This is a genomic window from Aquitalea sp. FJL05, assembly GCF_003852595.1.
Lineage (GTDB): Bacteria > Pseudomonadota > Gammaproteobacteria > Burkholderiales > Chromobacteriaceae > Aquitalea > Aquitalea aquatilis.
This window is the reverse complement of the sequence record NZ_QAJS01000009.1, coordinates 79319-100393: the sequence shown is the minus strand read 5'-3', so window position 1 is coordinate 100393 and position 21075 is coordinate 79319. Positions and strand designations below refer to the sequence as shown.

At 60.9% G+C, this 21075-nt stretch carries 19 protein-coding genes; 8 read left to right on the top strand and 11 right to left on the bottom strand.

All coding sequences use genetic code 11. The features are described from left to right. Window positions 1-115: 115 nt before the first annotated feature. Window positions 116-1228 (top strand): AI-2E family transporter, encoded by a 1113-nt coding sequence (locus DBR44_RS08550; protein WP_124643659.1) that lies wholly within the window; start codon window positions 116-118, stop codon window positions 1226-1228. A 74-nt stretch (window positions 1229-1302) separates the two neighbouring features. On the opposite strand, the gene DBR44_RS08545 is transcribed toward DBR44_RS08550, so the two are convergent. Both DBR44_RS08545 and DBR44_RS08540 read right to left on the bottom strand, forming a co-directional pair. Continuing rightward, complete coding sequence (locus tag DBR44_RS08545; RefSeq protein ID WP_124643658.1) at window positions 1303-2490, bottom strand: acetyl-CoA C-acyltransferase; 1188 nt, start codon at window positions 2488-2490, stop codon at window positions 1303-1305. A 35-nt stretch (window positions 2491-2525) separates the two neighbouring features. Beyond that, complete coding sequence (locus DBR44_RS08540; protein ID WP_124643657.1) at window positions 2526-2918, bottom strand: MerR family DNA-binding transcriptional regulator; 393 nt, start codon at window positions 2916-2918, stop codon at window positions 2526-2528. 157 nt (window positions 2919-3075) lie between these two features. Between DBR44_RS08540 and DBR44_RS08535 the strand changes: the two genes are divergently transcribed. The 7 genes from DBR44_RS08535 (at window position 3076) to DBR44_RS08505 (ending at window position 11318) form a co-directional block, all read left to right on the top strand. Beyond that, window positions 3076-3927 carry a 3-hydroxybutyryl-CoA dehydrogenase gene (locus DBR44_RS08535; protein ID WP_124643656.1) on the top strand — a complete coding sequence of 284 codons (852 nt, stop codon included), beginning with the start codon at window positions 3076-3078 and terminating at the stop codon, window positions 3925-3927. A 45-nt stretch (window positions 3928-3972) separates the two neighbouring features. After that, on the top strand, window positions 3973-5475 hold the full coding sequence (locus tag DBR44_RS08530) for a CoA-acylating methylmalonate-semialdehyde dehydrogenase (RefSeq protein ID WP_124643655.1): 1503 nt from the start codon (window positions 3973-3975) through the stop codon (window positions 5473-5475). Between the two features lie 101 nt (window positions 5476-5576). Further along, a complete protein-coding gene (locus tag DBR44_RS08525; protein WP_124643654.1) occupies window positions 5577-6737 on the top strand; it encodes an acyl-CoA dehydrogenase family protein in 1161 nt (386 codons plus the stop codon). 486 nt (window positions 6738-7223) lie between these two features. Then, window positions 7224-8006 (top strand): enoyl-CoA hydratase, encoded by a 783-nt coding sequence (locus DBR44_RS08520; RefSeq protein ID WP_124643653.1) that lies wholly within the window; start codon window positions 7224-7226, stop codon window positions 8004-8006. An 11-nt stretch (window positions 8007-8017) separates the two neighbouring features. Continuing rightward, a complete protein-coding gene (locus DBR44_RS08515) occupies window positions 8018-9136 on the top strand; it encodes an enoyl-CoA hydratase/isomerase family protein (protein ID WP_124643652.1) in 1119 nt (372 codons plus the stop codon). A 31-nt stretch (window positions 9137-9167) separates the two neighbouring features. Next, window positions 9168-10058 (top strand): 3-hydroxyisobutyrate dehydrogenase, encoded by an 891-nt coding sequence (mmsB, locus tag DBR44_RS08510; RefSeq protein WP_124643651.1) that lies wholly within the window; start codon window positions 9168-9170, stop codon window positions 10056-10058. 168 nt (window positions 10059-10226) lie between these two features. Continuing rightward, complete coding sequence (locus DBR44_RS08505) at window positions 10227-11318, top strand: polyamine ABC transporter substrate-binding protein (RefSeq protein ID WP_124643650.1); 1092 nt, start codon at window positions 10227-10229, stop codon at window positions 11316-11318. A 65-nt stretch (window positions 11319-11383) separates the two neighbouring features. On the opposite strand, the gene DBR44_RS08500 is transcribed toward DBR44_RS08505, so the two are convergent. The 9 genes from DBR44_RS08500 to astA all read right to left on the bottom strand — a co-directional run bounded on the left by DBR44_RS08500 (window position 11384) and on the right by astA (window position 21066). After that, a complete protein-coding gene (locus DBR44_RS08500) occupies window positions 11384-12136 on the bottom strand; it encodes a molybdopterin-binding protein (RefSeq protein WP_124643649.1) in 753 nt (250 codons plus the stop codon). 17 nt (window positions 12137-12153) lie between these two features. Continuing rightward, window positions 12154-12954 (bottom strand): YdcF family protein, encoded by an 801-nt coding sequence (locus tag DBR44_RS08495; protein ID WP_124643648.1) that lies wholly within the window; start codon window positions 12952-12954, stop codon window positions 12154-12156. Between the two features lie 15 nt (window positions 12955-12969). After that, window positions 12970-13680, bottom strand: coding sequence for an ABC transporter ATP-binding protein (locus DBR44_RS08490; protein WP_124643647.1), 711 nt, complete (start codon window positions 13678-13680; stop codon window positions 12970-12972). Further along, window positions 13677-14447: an ABC transporter ATP-binding protein gene (locus DBR44_RS08485; RefSeq protein ID WP_124643646.1), complete on the bottom strand. Its 771-nt coding sequence runs from the start codon at window positions 14445-14447 to the stop codon at window positions 13677-13679. The genes DBR44_RS08490 and DBR44_RS08485 overlap by 4 nt, the downstream gene beginning before the upstream one ends. A gap of 3 nt (window positions 14448-14450) precedes the next feature. Continuing rightward, window positions 14451-15533 carry an ABC transporter ATP-binding protein gene (locus DBR44_RS08480; RefSeq protein WP_124643645.1) on the bottom strand — a complete coding sequence of 361 codons (1083 nt, stop codon included), beginning with the start codon at window positions 15531-15533 and terminating at the stop codon, window positions 14451-14453. Between the two features lie 17 nt (window positions 15534-15550). Beyond that, a complete protein-coding gene (locus tag DBR44_RS08475; RefSeq protein ID WP_124643644.1) occupies window positions 15551-16480 on the bottom strand; it encodes a branched-chain amino acid ABC transporter permease in 930 nt (309 codons plus the stop codon). A gap of 751 nt (window positions 16481-17231) precedes the next feature. Then, on the bottom strand, window positions 17232-18578 hold the full coding sequence (gene astB, locus DBR44_RS08470; protein ID WP_124643643.1) for an N-succinylarginine dihydrolase: 1347 nt from the start codon (window positions 18576-18578) through the stop codon (window positions 17232-17234). Next, window positions 18575-20035, bottom strand: a complete 1461-nt coding sequence (astD, locus tag DBR44_RS08465) for a succinylglutamate-semialdehyde dehydrogenase (RefSeq protein ID WP_124643642.1) — start codon at window positions 20033-20035, stop codon at window positions 18575-18577. The genes astB and astD overlap by 4 nt, the downstream gene beginning before the upstream one ends. Continuing rightward, a complete protein-coding gene (gene astA, locus DBR44_RS08460; protein WP_124643641.1) occupies window positions 20032-21066 on the bottom strand; it encodes an arginine N-succinyltransferase in 1035 nt (344 codons plus the stop codon). Before astA ends, astD begins: the two co-directional genes overlap by 4 nt. Between the last annotated feature and the right edge of the window lie 9 nt (window positions 21067-21075).

Genomic DNA, 21075 nt, shown 5'->3' with positions numbered 1-21075 from the left:
GCGGCTGCCTGCTGACTGACAGCGGGCGGCCTGTCATACCGGCTGCATGATTTTCCCGCTACAATCTGGCTCGCGCAGCCAAAGACGCTGCACTCATTGTCAAACGGACACTTCCATGACCCAAAAGCCCTTCCCCAGCATCAGTGTGATGGCAGTATTGCGCATCGCCGTGATGGGCCTGCTCATCCTGTCCTGCATCAAGGTGATCCAGCCTTTTCTGGGTGCGCTGACCTGGGCCGCCATCATCGCCATCTCGGCCTGGCCGCTGTTTACCCGCCTGCGTCTGCGCCTGAATGGTCGTGCCAAACTGGCCGCCATGTTGATTGTCGGCGGACTGTCACTGACCCTGGCCATTCCCATCGGGCTGATGGCACTGACGCTGGCCGATACCATACCGCAGCTCACCAATATGTCGCGCGACCTCACCAGCTTTCATCTGCCGGATGCACCGAACTGGGTAAGCACCCTGCCGCTGGCCGGGGATTCACTGCACAAGTTCTGGGTAAGTGTGCAGCTTGACCTGCCCGGTTTCATCGAAAAAATCCGCCCGGCCATCAACAAGGCTGCATTATGGGCGCTGGAAAGTGGAGCTTCGGCCAGCCTCAGCATGCTGGAAATCGTGCTGGCCATCGTCATCGCCGGCCTGCTGCTGATCAATGGCGACAAGCTGTGGGACGGGGCCGAGCTGGCTATCAGCAAACTGGGAGGAGCCACCGCCGACGAACTGCCGGAAGTCATCGCCCGCACCATCCGCAGCGTCACCACCGGCGTGGTGGGCACGGCCCTGGCGCAGACCGTGCTGTGTGTGATCGGCCTGTTGATTGCCGGGGTGCCCGGCGCGCTGGTACTGGGCTTTCTCTGCTTCATCGTGGCCGTGGCCCAGCTGCCCACGCTGCTGATCTGGCTGCCGGCGGCGCTGTGGGTGTTCTACACCGGCCAGACCGGGCTGGGTATTTTCCTGCTGGTATGGGGCTTTTTGCTGGTCAACACCATCGACAACGTGCTCAAGCCGTTGCTGATCAGCCAGGGTGCGCAAATGCCGCTGTCCATCATTTTCATGGGGGTGATCGGCGGTTTGCTGGCCTGGGGTTTGCTGGGCTTGTTCATCGGCCCCACCCTGCTGGCGGTGGGCTTTACCCTGTTCCAGCACTGGCTGAAGCCGGAAAACTATCCGGTGGACGATGAAACCGATAGCCAGCCTTGCGTTGAGCCAGAACGGCAGGCCTGATCTACCCGGCCCACTCTGCCTGCAATGAAAAAGCGCCTTGACGGCGCTTTTTCATTTTCTCCAGCACCGATGGTTTACAGCAACTCCAGCGCCACCGCCGTGGCCTCGCCACCACCTATGCACAGACTGGCCACACCGCGCTTGCCACCATGCTGGCGCAGGGCCGATAGCAGCGTCACCATCACCCGTGCGCCGGAAGCGCCGATGGGGTGACCCAGCGCACAGGCACCACCATGCACATTCACCTTGTCGTGCGGCAAGGCCAGATCATGCATGGCCGCCATGGTGACCACGGCAAAGGCTTCGTTGATTTCGAACAGGTCGACATCACCCACCGTCCAGCCGGTCTTGGCCAGCAGTTTGCGAATGGCCCCCACCGGCGCGGTAGTAAACAGCCCCGGCTCCTGCGCATGGGTGGCGTGGGCCAGCAGCCGTGCCAGCGGTTTGAGCCCACGGCGCGCCGCTTCGCTGGCCGTCATCAACACCAGCGCGGCTGCACCATCGGAAATGGAGCTGGAATTGGCAGCGGTCACCGTGCCATCCTCGCGAAACGCCGGCTTGAGGCTGGCAATCTTGTCCAGCCTGGCCTTGAGCGGCTGCTCGTCGATATCCAGTGCCTGTTCGCCATTCTTGCCCGCTACCAGCACCGGGGTGATTTCCTCGCGGAAGCGCCCGGCGGCAATGGCCTCCTGTGCGCGGGTGAGCGAGGCGATGGCAAACGCATCCTGCGCCTCGCGGCTGAAACCGTACTCACCGGCACAGTTTTCGGCGAAGACCCCCATCAGCTTGCCCTTGTCGTAGGCATCTTCCAGCCCGTCCAGAAACATGTGGTCCTTGATCTCGCCATGCCCCAGCCGCAGGCCGCCACGCGCCTTGGGAATCAGATAGGGCGAATTGCTCATGCTTTCCATGCCACCGGCCACCATCACGCTGGCCGAACCCGCCAGCAGCAGGTCGTGTGCCAGCATGGCTGCCTTCATGCCGGAGCCGCACATCTTGTTGATGGTGGTGCAGCCAGCCGCCAGCGGCAGCCCGGCGCCCAGCGCTGCCTGGCGGGCCGGAGCCTGCCCCTGGCCAGCGGGCAGCACGCAGCCCATGATCACCTCATCGACCTCGGTGGCAGGAACGCCTGAGCGCTCCACTGCCGCGCGGATGGCAGCAGCGCCCAACTGGCTGGCGCTCTGACCGGCAAACATGCCCTGAAAGCCGCCCATGGCGGTACGGGCCATGCCCACGATGACAATCGATTCTTGCTGTTGCATCTGTCTGTTCCTTCCTGAATGGCTTGCTTGCCCTGCTATGGTGTTGATGTTGTCTGTTTGCCCAGTGCCTTCTCGCACTGGCTGCGGATCTGGCTGATCTCGCCCATCACCACGCGGATATCGTCCATTTGCTCCTGCAATTGCTGTTCCTTGCGGCTGAGAATGCGGATGAACTCGCGCAATTGCGGTTCGTCGTTGCTGGCGGCGTCGTACAGCTCGAACAGTTCGCGGATCTCCAGCAGGGACAAGCCGATGCGCTTGCCTCGCAGGATCAGCATCAGCCTTACCCGGTCGCGCCGGCTGTAGATGCGGCGCTGCCCCGCCCGCTGCGGCTCCAGCAAACCCTGGTCTTCGTAAAAGCGGATGGTGCGCGTGGTGACATCGAATTCGCGCGCCAGCTCGCTGATGGTAAAAGTCTGTTCGGCCATCGGCCGGCTCCCTGTTGTTGTTTTGGCCCTGCATAAAGCCGCTGGCAAGGGCGGATTGCACCCCTGCCCTGCTTTCTCTTCCCTGATGACTGATTGTTGATTGACGTTGACGTAAACGTCAAGTTATTGTGATAAAAACAACGCAGGAGAACAGCAGATGAGCCTTCGCAACATCGCAGTCGTCGGCGCCGGCACCATGGGCAACGGCATTGCCCAGGTTTTCGCCATGCACGGCTTTGACGTGAAACTGGCGGATGTCAGTGAACCTGCCCTGCACAAGGGGCTGGCCGCCATTCGCAACAGCCTGGCGCGCATGGCGAAGAAAGGCAGCATTGCCGAAGCCGACATCGCCACGGTGCTGTCACACATTCACCCCACTACCCTGCTTGCCGATCTGGCCGACCGCGACCTGGTGGTAGAAGCCGCGACGGAAAATCCGGCCATCAAGGAATCCATCTTCCGCGAGCTGGGCAATATCGTGCGCGCGGATGCCATCCTGGCCTCCAACACCTCCTCCATCTCGCTGACCCGCATTGCCGCCTGGGTGCCACAACCGGAGCGAGTGGTGGGCATGCATTTCATGAACCCGGTGCCGCTGATGCAGCTGGTGGAGATCATCCGCGCCATCCAGACAAGCGACCACACCTACCAGAAGGTATTCGAACTGGCGGTAGACCTGGGCAAGACGCCGGTCACGGTCAAGGATGGCCCGGGCTTTGTCTCCAACCGCATCCTGATGCCGATGATCAACGAAGCCGCCTTTGCCCTGTTCGAAAACCTGGCCACGGCGGAAGACATCGACACCGTGATGAAGCTGGGCATGAACCACCCCATCGGCCCCTTGGCGCTGGCCGACCTCATCGGCCTGGATACCTGCCTGTCCATCATGGACATCCTCCACAGCGAATTCCGTGACAGCAAATACCGCGCCTGCCCGCTGCTGGTACAGCTGGTCGCCGCCGGCCAGCTGGGCCGCAAGAGCGGCAAGGGCTTTTATCACTACGACTGACATACCAAGACGGCAAGCACGCCGCCAAGCACAGGAGACTTGCAGATGAACCAGGCTGTCCCCACCGTCAAGCTGTTGATCAACGGTGAATTTGTCGAATCGCACAGCCAGCAATGGCGCGACATCATCAACCCGGCCACCCAGCAAGTGCTGGCGCGGGTACCCATGGCCACGCCAGACGAGGTGAATGCCGCCGTTGCCAGCGCCAAAGCAGCCTTCAAGAGCTGGAGAAAAACCCCGATTGGTGCGCGAGCCCGGATTTTCCTCAAGTATCAGCAGCTGATCCGCGAACACATGCAAGAGCTGGCCGCCCTGCTCACCGCCGAACAGGGCAAGACCCTGGCCGATGCCGAGGGCGACATCTTCCGTGGTCTGGAAGTAGTGGAACACGCCGCCAGCATCGGCAATCTGCAATTGGGCGAATACGCCGAAAACGTGGCCGGTGGCGTGGATACCTACACTGTGCAGCAGGCACTGGGCGTGTGTGCTGGCATCACGCCTTTCAATTTCCCGGCGATGATTCCGCTGTGGATGTTTCCCATGGCGATTGCCACCGGTAATACCTTTGTGCTGAAGCCGTCCGAGCAAGACCCGCTGGTGACCATGCGGCTGGTGGAGCTGGCGCTGGCAGCCGGCATCCCGGCTGGCGTGCTGAACGTGGTACATGGCGGCGAAGAGGTGGTCAACGCCATCTGCGACCACCCGGACATCAAGGCCATTTCCTTTGTCGGCTCCAGCCGCGTCGGCACCCATGTTTACAACCGTGCCAGCCTGGCTGGCAAACGGGTGCAATGCATGATGGGGGCGAAGAACCACGCCATCGTGCTGCCGGATGCCAACAAGGAACAGGCGCTGAACCAGCTGACCGGCGCGGCGTTTGGCGCAGCCGGCCAGCGCTGCATGGCGCTGAGTGTGGCAGTGCTGGTGGGTGAAGCGCGCAACTGGATTCCCGATCTGGTGGCCAAGGCCAAGTCCCTGCGTGTGGGCGCAGGCAAGGACAACCCCGACCTGGGTCCGCTGATTTCCTGCGCCGCCCGCGAACGGGTGACTAGCCTGATCAATCAAGGCGTGGCCGAAGGTGCGGTGCTGGAGCTGGATGGCCGGGCAGTACAAGTGGATGGCTACCCGGATGGCAACTTTGTCGGCCCCACCATTTTCTCCGGCGTCACCAGCGACATGGCCATCTACCAGCAGGAAATCTTCGGCCCGGTACTGTGCCTGCAGGCGGTGGACACGTTGGACGAGGCCATTGCCATCATCAATGCCAACCCCAATGGCAACGGCACCGCCATTTTCACTCAGAGTGGCGCGGCCGCACGACGCTTCCAGGAAGACATCGACGTCGGCCAGGTAGGCATCAATGTGCCGATTCCGGTGCCGGTGCCGCTGTTCAGCTTTACCGGCTCGCGCGGCTCCAAGCTGGGTGATCTGGGGCCTTACGGCAAGCAGGTCATCCTGTTTTATACCCAGACCAAGACCGTCACCAGCCGCTGGTTCGACGACGAGGCCAGCAGTGGCAAGGTGCAGACCACCATTGCGCTACGTTGAGCAGCTCTCAGCTGAGGCGGTAAGCAAGACAAAAAAGATAAAACACCAGCAGCAGACCGCCATCCCCCACCGGCCCGGCTGCTGCAAGAGGAGAAACCGACATGGACTTTGCACTCAACGAACAGCAACTGGCGTTTCAGGACAGCGCGCGTGACTTTGCCAGCAGCCGCCTGGCCCCGTTTGCTGCCGAATGGGATCTGGAAGAAACCTTTCCGCTCACCACCATCCGCGAAGCCGGCGACATGGGTTTTCTCGGCCTGTACACGCCGGAAAGCTACGGCGGGCTGGGGCTGTCGCGGCTGGATGCCGCCATCGTGTTTGAAGAACTGGCTGCCGGCTGCACCTCTACCGCCGCCTATCTCACCATCCACAATATGGTGAGCTGGATGATTGCCAGCTTCGGCAGCCCCGCACTGGCCGGGGAATGGGTGCCGCGCATGGTCAGCGGCGAATTGCTGGGCAGTTACTGTCTGACCGAGCCGGGTGCCGGCTCCGATGCCGCCTCGCTCAAGACCCGTGCCGACAAACAGGGTGATGGCTATGTGCTGAACGGCAGCAAGATGTTCATCTCCGGCGCAGGCAGCACCGATGTGCTGGTGGTGATGGCCCGTACCGGCGGCCCCGGCCCCAAAGGCGTGTCGGCCTTTGTGGTGCCGGCCAATGCGCCCGGTGTGCAATATGGCAAGAAAGAAAAAAAGATGGGCTGGAACAGCCAGCCCACCCGCGCCATCACTTTCGACAATGTGCACATCCCGGCCGGCAACCTGCTGGGCGAGGAAGGCATGGGCTTTGCCTATGCCATGAAGGGGCTGGATGGCGGGCGCATCAATATTGCCACTTGTGCCGTTGGCACCGCCCAGGCCGCACTGAATGCGGCCCAATGCTATGTGCAGGAACGGCAGCAGTTTGGCCAGCCGCTGGCCGAATTCCAGACCGTGCAGTTTCGCCTGGCCGACATGCTGACCGAGCTGGTGGCCGCCCGGCAGATGGTGCGTCTGGCCGCCTTCAAGCTGGATAGCGGCAGCCCGGATGCCAGCACCTATTGCGCCATGGCCAAACGCTTTGCCACCGATCTGTCCTTCAATGTCGCCAATAATGCCTTGCAGCTGTTTGGCGGCTATGGCTATCTGAAGGACTTCCCGCTGGAGCGCCATGTCCGCGATGCCCGCGTGCACCAGATTCTGGAAGGCACCAACGAGGTGATGCGCATGATCGTCGCCCGGCAGTTGCTGAAAGACGGCGCACTGGAAAACCTCCGTTGAGAACCCCTATGCACCCTGTTTGTGTGGTGCATGTTGAAATACAGGGTTGATGTTGTCGACGCAGCCACGACCCCATCAAGCCTGCCGCCGGATGGCAGACCCGAGGTATTAAGAGCTGCTAACAAAACCTCGTAGAGAACCCGGGCCAAGGCGCGCCGCCGCAGACAGTACATGGCGTACGGCAAGGCGGCGCAACGCTGGAGCGGGGGTTTTGTTAGCGGGTCTAAGCGGCTGCATGTTTGAGCCCTGCGACGCTAGCGCAGGGCGAGTTCAGCCGTGCCTCGGGACTGACAGGCCCTGGCAGGCAGCCGCAGGCCAGGCTTACCGGGGTGGCCTTTAGGGGTGGAGGGGATATTTGGCCACGCAAATATCCCCTCCCTGCCGCCGGGCAGCCCCGGCAATCAAAACCGCACCCGCGCAGCGGATTCAAGACAACAAAGATCGTATACAGACTGTAGGCTCTACTTACCAAGTATCGGGAACGCCATGACACATTACGCTCATCTGCAAGTGGAAATACGCAGCCACACCGCCCAGGTCACCATCGACAACCCGCCAGCCAATACCTGGAACCGCGCCAGCCTGAACGCGCTCAAGCAGCTGGTGGCAGACCTGAACGCGGACGACAACATCTACGCGCTGGTGATCACCGGCAGTGGCAGCAAGTTCTTTTCCGCCGGGGCCGACCTCAACCTGTTTGCCGACGGCAACAAGCTGGTGGCCACCGAAATGACCATGCTGTTTGGCGAGGCTTTCGAGGCGCTGGCGGCTTTCCGTGGCGTCAGCATTGCCGCCATCAATGGCTACGCCATGGGCGGCGGACTGGAATGCGCATTGGCCTGCGATATCCGCATTGCCGAGGTACAGGCACAAATGGCGCTGCCGGAAGCCGCTGTCGGCCTGTTGCCCTGCGCCGGGGGCACCCAGCAACTGCCATGGCTGGTGGGCGAAGGCTGGGCCAAACGCATGATTCTGTGTGGCGAGCGGGTGGACGCCGATACCGCCGAGCGCATCGGCCTGGTTGAAGAGGTGGTTGGCCAGGGCCAGGCGCTGGAAGCCGCGCTCAAGCTGGCGGAAAAAGTGGCCCGGCAGTCGCCCTCCTCGGTCAAGGTGTGCAAGCAGCTGGTACAGCGCGCGCGCATCGAGCCGCCCGGCTATAACCTGATTCACGAACGCGAGCAGTTCATAAAGCTGTTCGACACTGCCGACCAGCAGGAAGGCGTGCAGGCCTTCCTCGCCAAACGTACGCCACAATGGCACAACCGCTGACAGGAGCCGCCATGGACACCGTACTGTTTGAACAACTGCCTTGTGCCGACGGCAAGCGCCTGGGCATTGCCACCCTCAACAGCGAAAAATCGCTGAACGCGCTGACGCTGGAAATGATTCGTCTGCTGCAGCCACAGTTGGCCGCCTGGGAGGCCGACCCAAACATCGCCGCCGTGCTGCTGCGCGGTGCCGGCGAAAAAGCCTTCTGTGCCGGTGGCGATGTGCGCGCCTTGCGCGAGGCCTTGCTGGCCGACGACAGCCACCCACAGCCGCAGGTGCTGGCCTTCTTCCACGAAGAATACATGCTGGACTACCACATCCACTGCTATGCCAAGCCGCTCATCGTCTGGGGCCACGGCATCGTGATGGGTGGCGGGCTGGGACTGATGGCCGGGGCCAGCCACCGCGTGGCCACCAGCGCCACCCGCATTGCCATGCCGGAAATCACCATCGGCCTGTATCCGGACGTGGCCGGCAGCTGGTTTCTGCAACGCATGCCGGCCCGCGTAGGGCTGTTCCTCGGCCTGACTGGCGCACCGCTGAATGCGCACGACGCGCTGATCTGCAATCTGGCCGACCACGTACTGGACACTGACGCCTGGCCGCTGCTGCTGGAGCAGCTGCAGCAGCAATACTGGGATGCCGACACCGCCACCCGCAGCGCCCAGGTTTCCGCCCTGCTCAGCCAGCTGGAACAGGCCGCACGCAGCAGCCTGCCGGCGTCCAATGTCGCCCCCAACCTATTGGCCATCCATCAGCTGATGACCCAGGGCGATCTGGCCACAGTGGCCGATGCCCTCGGCAATCAGGACTTCGACAACGACTGGCTGGCGAGCGCAGCCAAAAACTTCCGCCACGGCTGCCCGGTGTCGGCTGCCGTCACCTGGGAAATCTTCCAACGTGCACGACACCTGTCGCTGGCCGAAGCACTGCGCATGGAGCTGATCCTGTCGCTCAATTTCTGCCACAAGCCGGACTTCCGCGAGGGTGTGCGCGCCCTGCTGGTAGACAAGGACAGACAGCCGCAATGGCATTACCGCCAGCTAGCCGACATCCCGCAGGACTGGGTGGACAGCCACTTTGTGGCACCGTGGCCGGCAGCGGAACATCCGCTGGCCAGCTTGCAGTAAGCAGGGATTGCACAACTAGAGGAGAGACCGCATGTCACACATCGCCTTCATCGGCCTGGGCAATATGGGTGGGCCGATGGCGCTCAATCTGGTGGCCAAGGGTTTTAGCGTCGCCGCTTTTGATTTGTCCGCCGACGCGCTGGCCAGGCTGCAAGCAGCCGGTGCCCGTGCCGCCAGCAGCGCCCTGGACGCAGTGCAAGGGGCCAGCGTGGTGATTTCCATGCTGCCGGCCGGCAAGCATGTGCAGGCGCTGTATCTGGGCGAGCAAGGACTGTTTGCCAAGCTGCCCGCCGCTACGCTGGTGATCGACTGCAGCACCATTTCCGCCAGCGATGCGCGCAAAGTAGCCGATGCTGCCAGCGCGGCCGGCCTGCGCATGCTGGATGCGCCGGTATCCGGCGGCACGGCAGGTGCTGCGGCCGGCACCCTTACCTTCATCGTCGGTGGTGCCGAGGCCGATCTGACAGAAGCCCGACCACTGCTGGAGGCCATGGGCAAGAACATCTTCCACGCCGGTGGCAACGGTGCCGGCCAAACCGCCAAGATCTGCAACAACATGCTGCTGGGCATCCTGATGGCGGGCACCGCCGAAGCGCTGGCGCTGGGGGTGAAAAACGGGCTGGACCCGGCCGTGCTGTCCGACATCATGCGCAACAGCTCTGGCCGCAACTGGGCGCTGGAACTGTACAACCCCTGGCCGGGGGTGATGGAAAGCGCACCGGCCAGCCGTGGCTATAGCGGCGGCTTCATGACCGCGCTGATGCTCAAGGACCTGGGCCTAGCCGAAGCGACCGCGCTGGACAGCCACGCCGCCACGCCCATGGGCGCTCTGGCGCGCAATCTGTATGAAAGCCATGCGGCTGAGGGCAAGGGTCAGCTGGATTTTTCCAGCATCCTGCAGCACTTCTACCATCAGGATTGAAACACCCCACGCTGACATCAGCCCGGCCCATGCGCCGGGCTTTTTCATGCCTGCGCTACACGCATCAGGGCCATTCGGCCTGTTGCAGCAAAATGGTGGAAACCTCGCAAACGGCAGGCAGTCCAACGGCCTTCATGACGACGTATTCAACCGCTCAGGAAACCAGCCATGAACACCAGAAAACTACTTACCACCGCCCTGCTGCTGGCCGCTGCCAGCCAGGCATCCAGCGCCGCCGGCGTGCTGAATGTCTACAACTGGTCCGACTACATTGCCAAGGACACCATTCCCGGTTTTGAAAAGCAGACCGGCATCAAGGTGCGCTACGACAACTACGACAGCAACGAAACCCTGCAATCCAAGCTGCTGACCGGCAGCTCGGGCTACGACATCGTCACCCCCACTTCGGACTTCATGGCCAAGCAGATTCAGGCTGGTGCCTTCCAGAAACTGGACAAGAGCAAGCTGCCCAATCTGCGCAATCTGGACCCGGCGCTGATGGCCAAGATAGCCGGGGCCGACCCCGGCAACCTGTACGGCATCCCCTGGGCCTATGGCACCGATGGCCTGGGTTACAACCTGACCAAGGTGCAGCCGCTACTGGGCAAGGACACCCCGCTGGACGAGTGGGATGTGCTGTTCAACCCGCAAAAAGCCGCCAAACTGAAAGGCTGCGGCATCTCGGTGCTGGACGATGCCAAGGCAGTATTCGCCACCACCCTGCACTACCTGGGCAAGGCCCCCAACAGCCGCAACCCGGCCGACTATCAGGCCGCCTTCCAGACCCTGCAAAAAATACGCCCCTATATCAAGCGCTTCAGCTCGTCCGGCTATATCAACGAACTGGCCAATGGCGACATCTGCATGGTGCTGGGCTATTCCGGTGACGTGGTGATTGCCAAGGCGCGGGCGGCGGAAGCCAAACGCCCTTATCAACTGGCCTACACCATTCCCAAAACCGGTGCACCGCTGTGGTTTGACGTAATGGTGATTCCCAAGGGCGCAAAGAATGTGGACTCGGCACTGCAGTGGATCAACTACATGCAAACCCCACAAGTGAATGCCGGCATCACCAACACCGTGTTCTACCCCACCGCCAATGCGGCAGCGCGCAAGTTCGTAAAACCGGAGATTGCCAACGACCCGGCCATCTACCCGCCGCCAGCCATGATCAACAAACTATTCCTGCTGGAACCGCTGCCGGCTGACATCATGCGCCTGCAAAACCGCTTGTGGACACAGCTGAAGACCGGACGCTGATCACCTCGGTCTAGTCAAGAAAAAAGGGGCCCAAAGCCCCTTTTTCTGTTGTGCCAGACACCGGATCAAACGCGTTCGCGCAACTCATACCCTGCCGCCGTCAGTGCCTTGCGCCATTCCGTGACGGCAATGTCCACCAGCTGGCGCTGGCCGGTAAAGCCGAAGTCGATATGCATCTGCGGGATGGTGTCGTTGCCAAAGCTGGGCAGGCTGGACAGTTTGAGCGCCGGATAGCGCTGGCTGAAGTCCTGCATCAGGGTAATCAGGTCACCCTCGCGCGCGTTGAGCGCGATCACCCCGGCCTCGACATCCGGGCTATCATTGAACAGCTCGCGGTACTGGCTATCCAGCACCCATTCGATCATCGGCCAGGCCATGGCCGGGAAGCCCGGCACGAAATGCACATGGCCGTGCGAGAAACCGGCAATCTGGTTGACCGGATTAGGGATGATGCGGCTGCCTTGCGGGAACTTCGCCATATTGATGCGGTGCGGATAGGCATCCGCGCCAAATCTCGCCTCGATCAGCGCACCGGCTACCGGATGGACTTCCAGCGCCAGGCCCAAGGCCTGGGCTGCGCAGGCGCGCGTGTGGTCGTCCGGCGTCGCGCCGATGCCACCAAAGCTGAACACCAGTTCACCGCTGGTAAAAGCGCGTTGCAGCGTGGCGGTGATGCGGGCTGGATCATCGCCCACATAGTCAGCCCACGCCAGGCTCAGGCCGCGTGCAGCCAACATGTGGATCAAGGCCTGCAGATGCTTGTCCTGACGCTTGCCGGACAGCAGTTCGTCACCAATGATGATGGCACCGATTTTCACGCACTCACCTCGTTAAATCAGGGCTGCGCAGTAGGCTGAGCCGGTTTGTCATGCAGCCAGCCGCGCGCCGTATAGAAAAGAATCCCCAGCCACTCGCGCAAGGCGGAGTGACACTCCTGCATGGCCCGGCCAGTAGGCAGATACCAGGCCAGCCCCCCGCCATCATAGCGGACAAAGCCGGTAGGCGCGGGCTGCACTTGCAAGCCTTCTGCCGTAAAAAACGGCAAGGCACGGCGCAGATGCCAGCCCTGGCTGACCAGTGCAATACGTGTGACTCCGGCCTTTTTCAGCAGGCCGGCACTATAGCGTGCATTCTCGAGCGTGGTATTGGACTGTATTTCCACCCAGCGTACCGGCAGGCCGTAGTCCTGCTGCAGGGTGCGCGCCATGACTTCGCCCTCCGCCTCGCCCCCCAGGGGAGCACCACCGGTGACCAGCAGCGGCAGCTGACTGCGCCGGGCCAGCCAGGCGGCATAGCGCAGGCGGCTGAGGGTATCGGCTGCGGGTTCATTACGGCCAAACTCGGGGGCCGGCTTCTTGCCGCCACCCAGTACCACGATGGCCTGGGCCTGCTGCAATTGGCTCGCAGTGATGGGTGGATATTGTTCCAGCCCGGCACTCAGCCACATGGCGGTACGGGGAATGGACAGGCCATAGGCCAGAAACAGGCCGCCCAGCAGCAGCACCCAGCCAGCAAGCGGGCGCAGGCGCAACAGCAGCGCGCCGGCCAGTATCGGCAGGATGAATAGCAGCGGGGGTAATAAAAAGGCCCCGAAGAGCTGGTGAACCAGTACTTCGGGGCTAATCGTTGCTGTCATTGAAGACTCGTTTGCTTACTCGCCGAGGTAGGCGTTACGTACGCGTTCGTCGTCGAGCAATTCGCGCGCCGGGCCACCCATGGTGATACGGCCGCTTTCCATCACATAGCCACGCTGCGACACTTCCAGTGCCAGCTTGGCGTTTTGCTCTACCAGCAGCATGGTGACGCCTTCCTTGGCAATCATCTGGATGATCTCGAAGATCTTTTCCACGATGATCGGCGCCAGACCCATGGACGGCTCGTCCAGCAGCAAGAGCTTGGGCTTGGACAGCATGGCACGGCCCATGGCCACCATTTGCTGTTCGCCGCCGGACAGGGTGCCGGCCAGCTGCTTGAAACGCTCTTTCAGACGCGGGAACAGCTCGTATACGCGTTCGATTTCGCCCTGGATGGCAGCAGTATCATTGCGGTAGTAGGCACCCATTTGCAGGTTTTCTTCCACCGTCAGCTTGCTGAAGATGCCGCGACCTTCCGGCACCATCACCAGGCCATGACGCACATAGTCATAGGACGGAATGGTTCCGTTCAGCTTGCCATCGTAGCTGATGCTGCCACCGGACGGCTTGACCATGCCGATCAGGGTTTTCAGGGTGGTGGTCTTGCCAGCGCCGTTGGCACCGATCAGCGTCACCAGTTCGCCCTGGTCAATATGGAAATCGATCCCTTTGACAGCCTGAATGCCGCCGTAGGCCACTTGCAGGTTTTTAACTTCTAAGAGACTCATGCGTGTGCCGCTCCCAAATAAGCCTCAATCACTTTCGGGTTTCTGCGTACTTCTTCCGGGATGCCTTCGGCAATTTTCTTGCCGTAGTCCAGCACCGCGATACGGTCACACAGGCCCATCATGAGCTTGACGTCGTGTTCAATCAGCAAAACCGTGGTACCGCTCTTGGCAATCTTGCTCATCAGATCCTTGAGCGACTCGGTTTCACGCGGGTTCATACCGGCAGCCGGTTCGTCCAGTGCCAGCAGCTTGGGCTCGGTGGCCAGCGCACGGGCAATTTCCAGACGGCGCTGGTGGCCGTAGGACAGGTTGCGGGCACGCTCGTTGGCCACATCGGCAATACCGACGTATTCCAGCAGTTCCCAGGCCTTGTCGGTAATCGACTGTTCTTCGGCACGGGTACGGCGGTCACGCAATACCGCACCCAGCGCACCGGCCTTGGAACGGATGTGGCGACCCACCATCACGTTTTCCAGCGCGGTCATTTCGGCAAACAGGCGAATGTTCTGGAAGGTACGGGCAATCCCGGCTTCCACCACGATGTGCGGCTTGGCCTGGAACAGGTTCTTGCCGTCGAAGGTGAAGGAGCCTTCGTCAGGCACGTACAGCCCGGTCAGCACATTGAACAACGTAGTCTTGCCGGCGCCGTTAGGACCGATCAGGCCGTAGATCTCACCCTTGTTGATGGTGAGGCCGACGCCGCTCAGCGCGTGCAAGCCACCAAAACGCTTGTTGATGCCTTCGATTTTCAGCAGTACTTCAGCCATGACTTAACCTTTCTGCGCCGCCGCGTCTTTGGCGTCCTTGAACTCAGCCTTGCGGCGTTTGGACGGCAGCATGCCTTCCGGACGAACCAGCATCATCACTACCATGGCAATGCCGAACAGCAGCATGCGGGCATTTTCCGGGTCGATCAGCATGCGACCCATGGTCTTCATCTGCAGCGGGCCAATCACGTCACGCAGGATTTCCGGCGCAATGGTCAGCACAACCGCACCCAGGATCACACCGGCGATATTGCCCATGCCGCCCAGTACGATCATGGCCAGGATCATGATGGACTCCAGCAAGCTGAAGGATTCCGGCGAGACAAAGCCCTGGAAGGCAGAGAACAGGCCACCGGCCACACCACCGGACAGCGCGCCCAGTGCAAAAGCCAGCAGCTTGATGTTGCGGATGTTGATACCCATGGCGGAAGCCGCCACCTGGTCTTCACGCAGCGCCACCCAGGCTCGGCCGATACGGGAGTGCTGCAGGCGGGAAGCCATGATCACCACCAGCACGGTCAGCGCCAGGAACAGATAGTAGTACAGGTAAACCGGCGGCAGGTTCAGGCCGAACAGGCTGATCGGGGTACCCAGATCTACACCCGCCACGTGGATGGGATCGATCAGGTTGATACCTTGCGGGCCGTTGGTGATATTGATCGGCGCATTCAGGTTGTTCATGAAAATACGCACGATTTCACCAAAACCCAGCGTCACGATGGCCAGATAGTCACCCTTCAGGCGCAATACCGGCGTACCGAGCAGAACACCGAAGAAGGCGGCAAACAGCGCCCCCAGCGGGATGGTGACATAGAAGGGCCAGTGAATGCCGAAGTGCGGCGAACTCAACAGGGCATACGTGTAAGCACCCACTGCGTAGAAGGCGATGAAGCCCAGGTCGAGCAGGCCGGCAAAGCCCACCACGATGTTCAGGCCCAGCGCCAGCATCACGTACAGCAGCGCAAAGTCGACGATACGTACCCAGGAATTACCCAGCGCACCACCCACCACAAACGGCAGGACACACAGAGCAATACCGCAGGCAATAAACAGCCCGAGTTTTTTGGAATCGAGTGCCTTGGTCATATTATTTCTCCCCCAGATCAGGCACGGTCAGCCATCTTTTCGCCCAGCAGGCCGGACGGACGGAAAATCAGCACCAGGATCAGCACCATGAAGGCAAAGATGTCCTGGTAGTTGGAACCCAGGAAACCACCGGTCAGCTGGCCGATATAGCCGGCACCCAGGCTTTCGATGATGCCCAGCAGAATGCCACCCGCTACCGCACCACCCAGGTTGCCGATACCACCCAGCACTGCAGCGGTAAACGCCTTCAGGCCGATCATGAAGCCCATATAGTAGTGAGCTTGCGAGTAGTTGGTCGCGACCATCACACCGGCAATCGCGCCCAGGCCGGAACCCAGCATGAACGTGGCGGAGATGATGGTGTTGACATTGACACCCATCAGGCCGGCCACAGTCGGGTTCTGGCTGGTTGCACGCATGGCACGGCCCAGCTTGGTTTTTTCAACCATCACCAGCAAGCCAGTCATCAGCACCACGCACAGCACCACGATCATGACCTGCAGCTTGGTAATGCTGGCACCCATGATGCTGACGGTGTCGGAATTGAGCAGGTCAGGGAAAGGAATGTAGTTGCGGCCCCAGATCAGGATAGCCACCTGCTGCAGCGTGATGGACAGGCCGATCGCGGTAATCAGCGGGGCCAGTCGTTGTGCGCCACGCAGCGGACGGTAGGCCACCCGCTCGATGACGAAGCCCAGCAGGGCACATGCCGGAATGGCCACCAGCGTACCGATCAGTACGATGGCCCAGCCCGGCAGGTCTACACCGGAATGCGTCAGCGTAGAGACAACGGTAATACATACCATGGCACCGAACATCACGACTTCGCCATGGGCGAAGTTGATGAGCCCCATGATCCCGTACACCATGGTGTAACCCAGCGCGATCAGCGCATAGATACTACCAAGTACCAGACCATTGAGGATCTGTTGGATAAAAATGTCCACGTGGGAGATCTCCTTTGATTAAACGACCCAGCAGCTTGTAGGGCTTACCCTCTTCTTATGCCACCTGTAGTTGTATAGCCTGTCGTATTGAACCATTTTTCTGGTTTCTGTCTGACAGCCGCACGGATTATGCGTGTGGATTCAATCGACTGTCAATCTTAAAAACCGGCAAAAAACGGCTAAAAAGCAAATCATTTAAAAACTTTGCATGTTATTGATTTTATTTAGTTTTTTCAGGCAATAACGCTGCGCCGCAACAAGATAAAATTGGATATCTTCGCTACGCCGTGCCACACCTGCCCAAGCATGCATTTTCACATTTTTGACATGTTTCCCCTTGATATTCTTCGTTTTCGAAAAGATATGTTCATTCACATTCCAAAGTGAACATAGAATTTTCGCAGTCATTCGAATGTATACAATCTTCGGGATACAATCCAAAGCATTACACTAAGGCATAGCTGGCGAGAAAATTCTCATGGCTGCGCACGTATCCTGATGAATCAAACCCGATAAAACTCACTCTACGTCCCCCTAGAGCAAAAGTCGGGCCAGATTTTTACGCTGAAAAAGCCCCGCCCTGCCCCATAATGCGGCAGAAATCTCCCAAACGCCCCAAAAAGAATCCTGCTGGCACCGCCACTGCCAGCTGGCCGCTACCCAGCACAGCTGCCTCTGCCACCATGAATAAAACCACCCGCAGGTGGCTTTATTCATCAATCAGCTGGCGACAAGTCGGCCACCCTGCCTGCTAAACCAGCTGGAAGGGATAGACCGAACCCAGACGCAAAATCTGCGTCAGCTCGTCCAGCGCAGCGCGGCACTCGTTCAGCAAGGATGGATCAGCCAGGTCATCCCCGCTCAGGCGGTCACGATAATGCCGTTCTACCCAGTCATTCAAGGTCAGGAACAGCGGCTCGCTCATCATCACACCCTGGTTGACGGCCGCAATTTCGCTGCTGGACAAGGCCACACGCAAGCGCAGGCAGGCCGGTCCGCCGCCATTCTGCATGGACTGCTTCAGATCGAAGACGCGGATTTCATTGATCGGGCCGCCGCTCGCTATCATCTTTTGCAGATAGCTCCATACGCGCTCGACATTGCGGCACTCTTCCGGCACCACGATGATCATGCTGCCATCGGCCTTGGACAGCAGCTGACTGTTGAACAGATAGCTCTTCACCGCCTCGGTCACGCTCACTTCGGCATCCGGCACTTCCACCGAGACAAACTTCCCCCCCACGGCAGCCAGCTTGCGCGACAGCTCTTCCAGCACGCGCGGCTGGTCGAGGAAGGACTTCTCGTGGTGGAACAGCACATTGCGGTTACCCACCGAGATCACATCGTTATGGAAGACGCCGGCATCGATGGTGGCCGGGTCTTGCTGGGCATATACCACGCCGGATTCGGACAGGCCATGCAGCCGGGCCACCGCCTGGCAGGCTTCCAGCGTCTGCCGCGCCGGGAAGCGCTGCGGTGCCGGATAGCGGCCATCAAAGGCTGCCGCGCCGAACACGAAGAACTCCACCCCGGCAGCATCATATTCCGCACAGAAGCGGGTATGGTTGGCTGCGCCTTCGTCGCCAAAGTGCATTTGCGCGGGTAGCGCTTCGTGCACCATGAAGTGCTGCTCATCGGCAAACATGGCCGACAGCAGACGACGGGTGGTGGGATGCTCGATGGAACGATGGAACTTGTTGTTCAGATTGGCCGGGGTAAAGTGCACGCGCCGGTCGGCGGTATCACCGGACGGGCTGACCGTGGCAGCATTGGCCGTCCACATGCAGGAGGCCGACGAGGCTGCCGCCAGAATGGCCGGTGCTTCCTTGGCCGCCCGTGCCACGACTTCACCATCGCTACCGGAGAAACCCAGCCGGCGCAGGCTGGCCACATCCGGCCGCTCATGCGGGGCGAGCACACCCTGCTTGAAGCCCAGATCATGCAGCGCCTTCATCTTGGCCAGGCCCTGCTTGGCCGCCAGCCGGGGGTTGGACTGCGCCTTGGTATTACTGGTGGAGGCTACATTGCCGAAGGACAGGCCGCTGTAGTTGTGGGTCGGGCCAACCAGGCCGTCAAAATTCACTTCATAGGCGTTCACAGTGTAATCCCCGGAGAAAGTTGAGCAGGCACGGTCAGGCTGTCGCACTCCAGCGAAGCAACCGGGTAGGCACAATAATCGGCGGCGTAATAGGCGCTGGGACGATGATTACCGGAAGCACCGATACCACCGAACGGCGCGGCACTGGAAGCACCGGTCAAGGGCTTGTTCCAGTTGACTACACCGGCACGGCTTTCCAGCAGATAGCGCTCGTACAGCGCACGGCTGTCAGACAGCACACCGCCGGCCAGACCAAAACGGGTGTCATTGGCGATGGCGATGGCCTGGTCAAAATCCGCGTAACGGATAACTTGCAGCAGCGGGCCGAAGAATTCCTCATCCGGCCGTGCCACGGCCGTGGTATCGATGATGCCGGGCGACAGGATGGCGGCATCCGGCGTCAGGAGACGCATTTCCAGCAGGCTGATGCCACCGCTGGCCAGCATGGTGGCCTGGGCCTTGAGCAGGGCTTCGGCAGCGGCATTGGAAATCACCGCCCCCATGAAGGGAGCCGGTTGCTCGTCATACTTGCCCACCTTGAGCTTGGCCGTCACTTCTACCAGCCGTGCCAGCAGTGCATCGCCCCAGGCACCTTGCGGCACCAGCAGGCGGCGTGCACAAGTACAGCGCTGTCCGGCGGAGACAAAAGCTGACTGGACAATGTGGTGCACGGCGGCATCGACATCGGCCACGTCTTCCACGATCAGCGGATTGTTGCCGCCCATTTCCAGCGCAACGATCTTGTCCGGCTGACCCCCAAAATTACGGTGCAACAACTCGCCAGTTGCCGAGCTGCCGGTAAAGAACAGGCCATCAATGCCCGGATGGCCAGCCAGTGCGATGCCGGTTTCGCGTGCGCCCTGCAGCAGCGCAACCACGCCGGCCGGCAACCCTGCCTCAGCCCACAGGCGTACGGTTTCCTGCGCCGTCCACGGCGTCAGTTCCGATGGTTTGAACAGCACACAGTTGCCTGCCAGCAAGGCCGGAACAATGTGACCATTCGGCAGATGGCCGGGGAAATTATACGGGCCAAACACGGCGACCACGCCATGCGGCTTGTGGCGCAGCACCGCCTGGGCATCGCCCATGGCGGCGGCGCGCTCGCCGGTGCGCTCTTGGTAAGACTTCACCGAGATTTCCACCTTGTTGACCATGGTGGTGACTTCGGTCAGCGCTTCCCACAGCGGCTTGCCGGTTTCCTTGGCAATAATGGTGGCCAGCGCATCCTTGTTGGCCGTCAGCAGTTCGCCAAAACGACGGGCGATGGCGATACGTTCATCCAGTGCAGTACGTGCCCAGCCCTTGAATGCCTGACGCGCCGCACTGACTGCAGATTCCACCTGTGCCGCACTGGCACCCTGCCCTTGCCAGATCACTTCGGCGGTGGCCGGATTGGTCTTGCTCAGGGTTTCGCCGGCACCGGCCAGCCATTGTCCATTGATAAACAGGGTGCTCATACAGTCTCCTTGGGCGACAGCGCCACTACGCGCACATGCTCGCCTTCCTGCACGTTCAGGGCCTGCGCCTGTTCCGGTGTCAGGAAGAATTCATGGGTGGGTGCCGGAGCTTCGGCCAGAATGACCCGGAAGCCGGTCAGCGATGCATTCGACACCAGATAATGACAACGCTCGCCCGCCGGCAGCGGGTCAGCCAGCTTCACCGCCAGGGTGCGGCTTTCCTTCACCGCGCGGATTTCACTGGTATAGGCCTGCACGGTAGGACCGGCATCAAAAATGTCGACATAGCCTTCGTAGCGGAAACCTTCCGACTCCAGCATGGCGACCGCCGGACGGGTGTTGTCGTGGGTCTTGCCGATGACGGCCTGGGCATCTGCCGGCAGAAAATCCACATACACCGGATGCTTGGGCATCAGTTCGGCGACAAAGGCTTTCTGGCCAACACCGGTCAGGTAATCCGCTTCGGCAAAATCGATGGAGAAGAAGTGCCGCCCCAACCCTTCCCAGAAGGGCGAACGGCCTTCGGCGTCGGATACGCCGCGCATCTCCGCCACCACGGTTTTGCCGAACAGCTGCGGGAATTGCGCCAGAAACAGAAAGCGGCTCTTGGACAGCAGGCCGCCGTTGCGGTTGGCGCGGAAGTCCGGATGCAGGAACAAGGTGCACAGCTCGGAGTAACCGGTGTGGTCGTTGGACAGGAACAGGGTTTCGTGGCGCGAATACACCCCCAGCTCGTCCGAGGCATGCACAATGGTGCCCACGCGGTAGTTGTACCAGGGCTCTTTCAGGCCGACGGCAGCCTCCAGTGCGCAGATGCCGCCAACCTGGCCGGTCTCGCTGTCTTCCAGTACGAACACATAGCCCTGATCGGCACGATCCAGCTCGCCAGCAAAGGACAACACCGAACGGCTGATGCGGCGCGACAGCCGCTCTTCATTCACCGGCAGCGAAGTCAGACCCACACCGGCGCTGCGCGCCAGATTCATCAGACCAGCCAGATCGCCATGGGCGATGGGACGGATAATCATCATGCTGCTTCT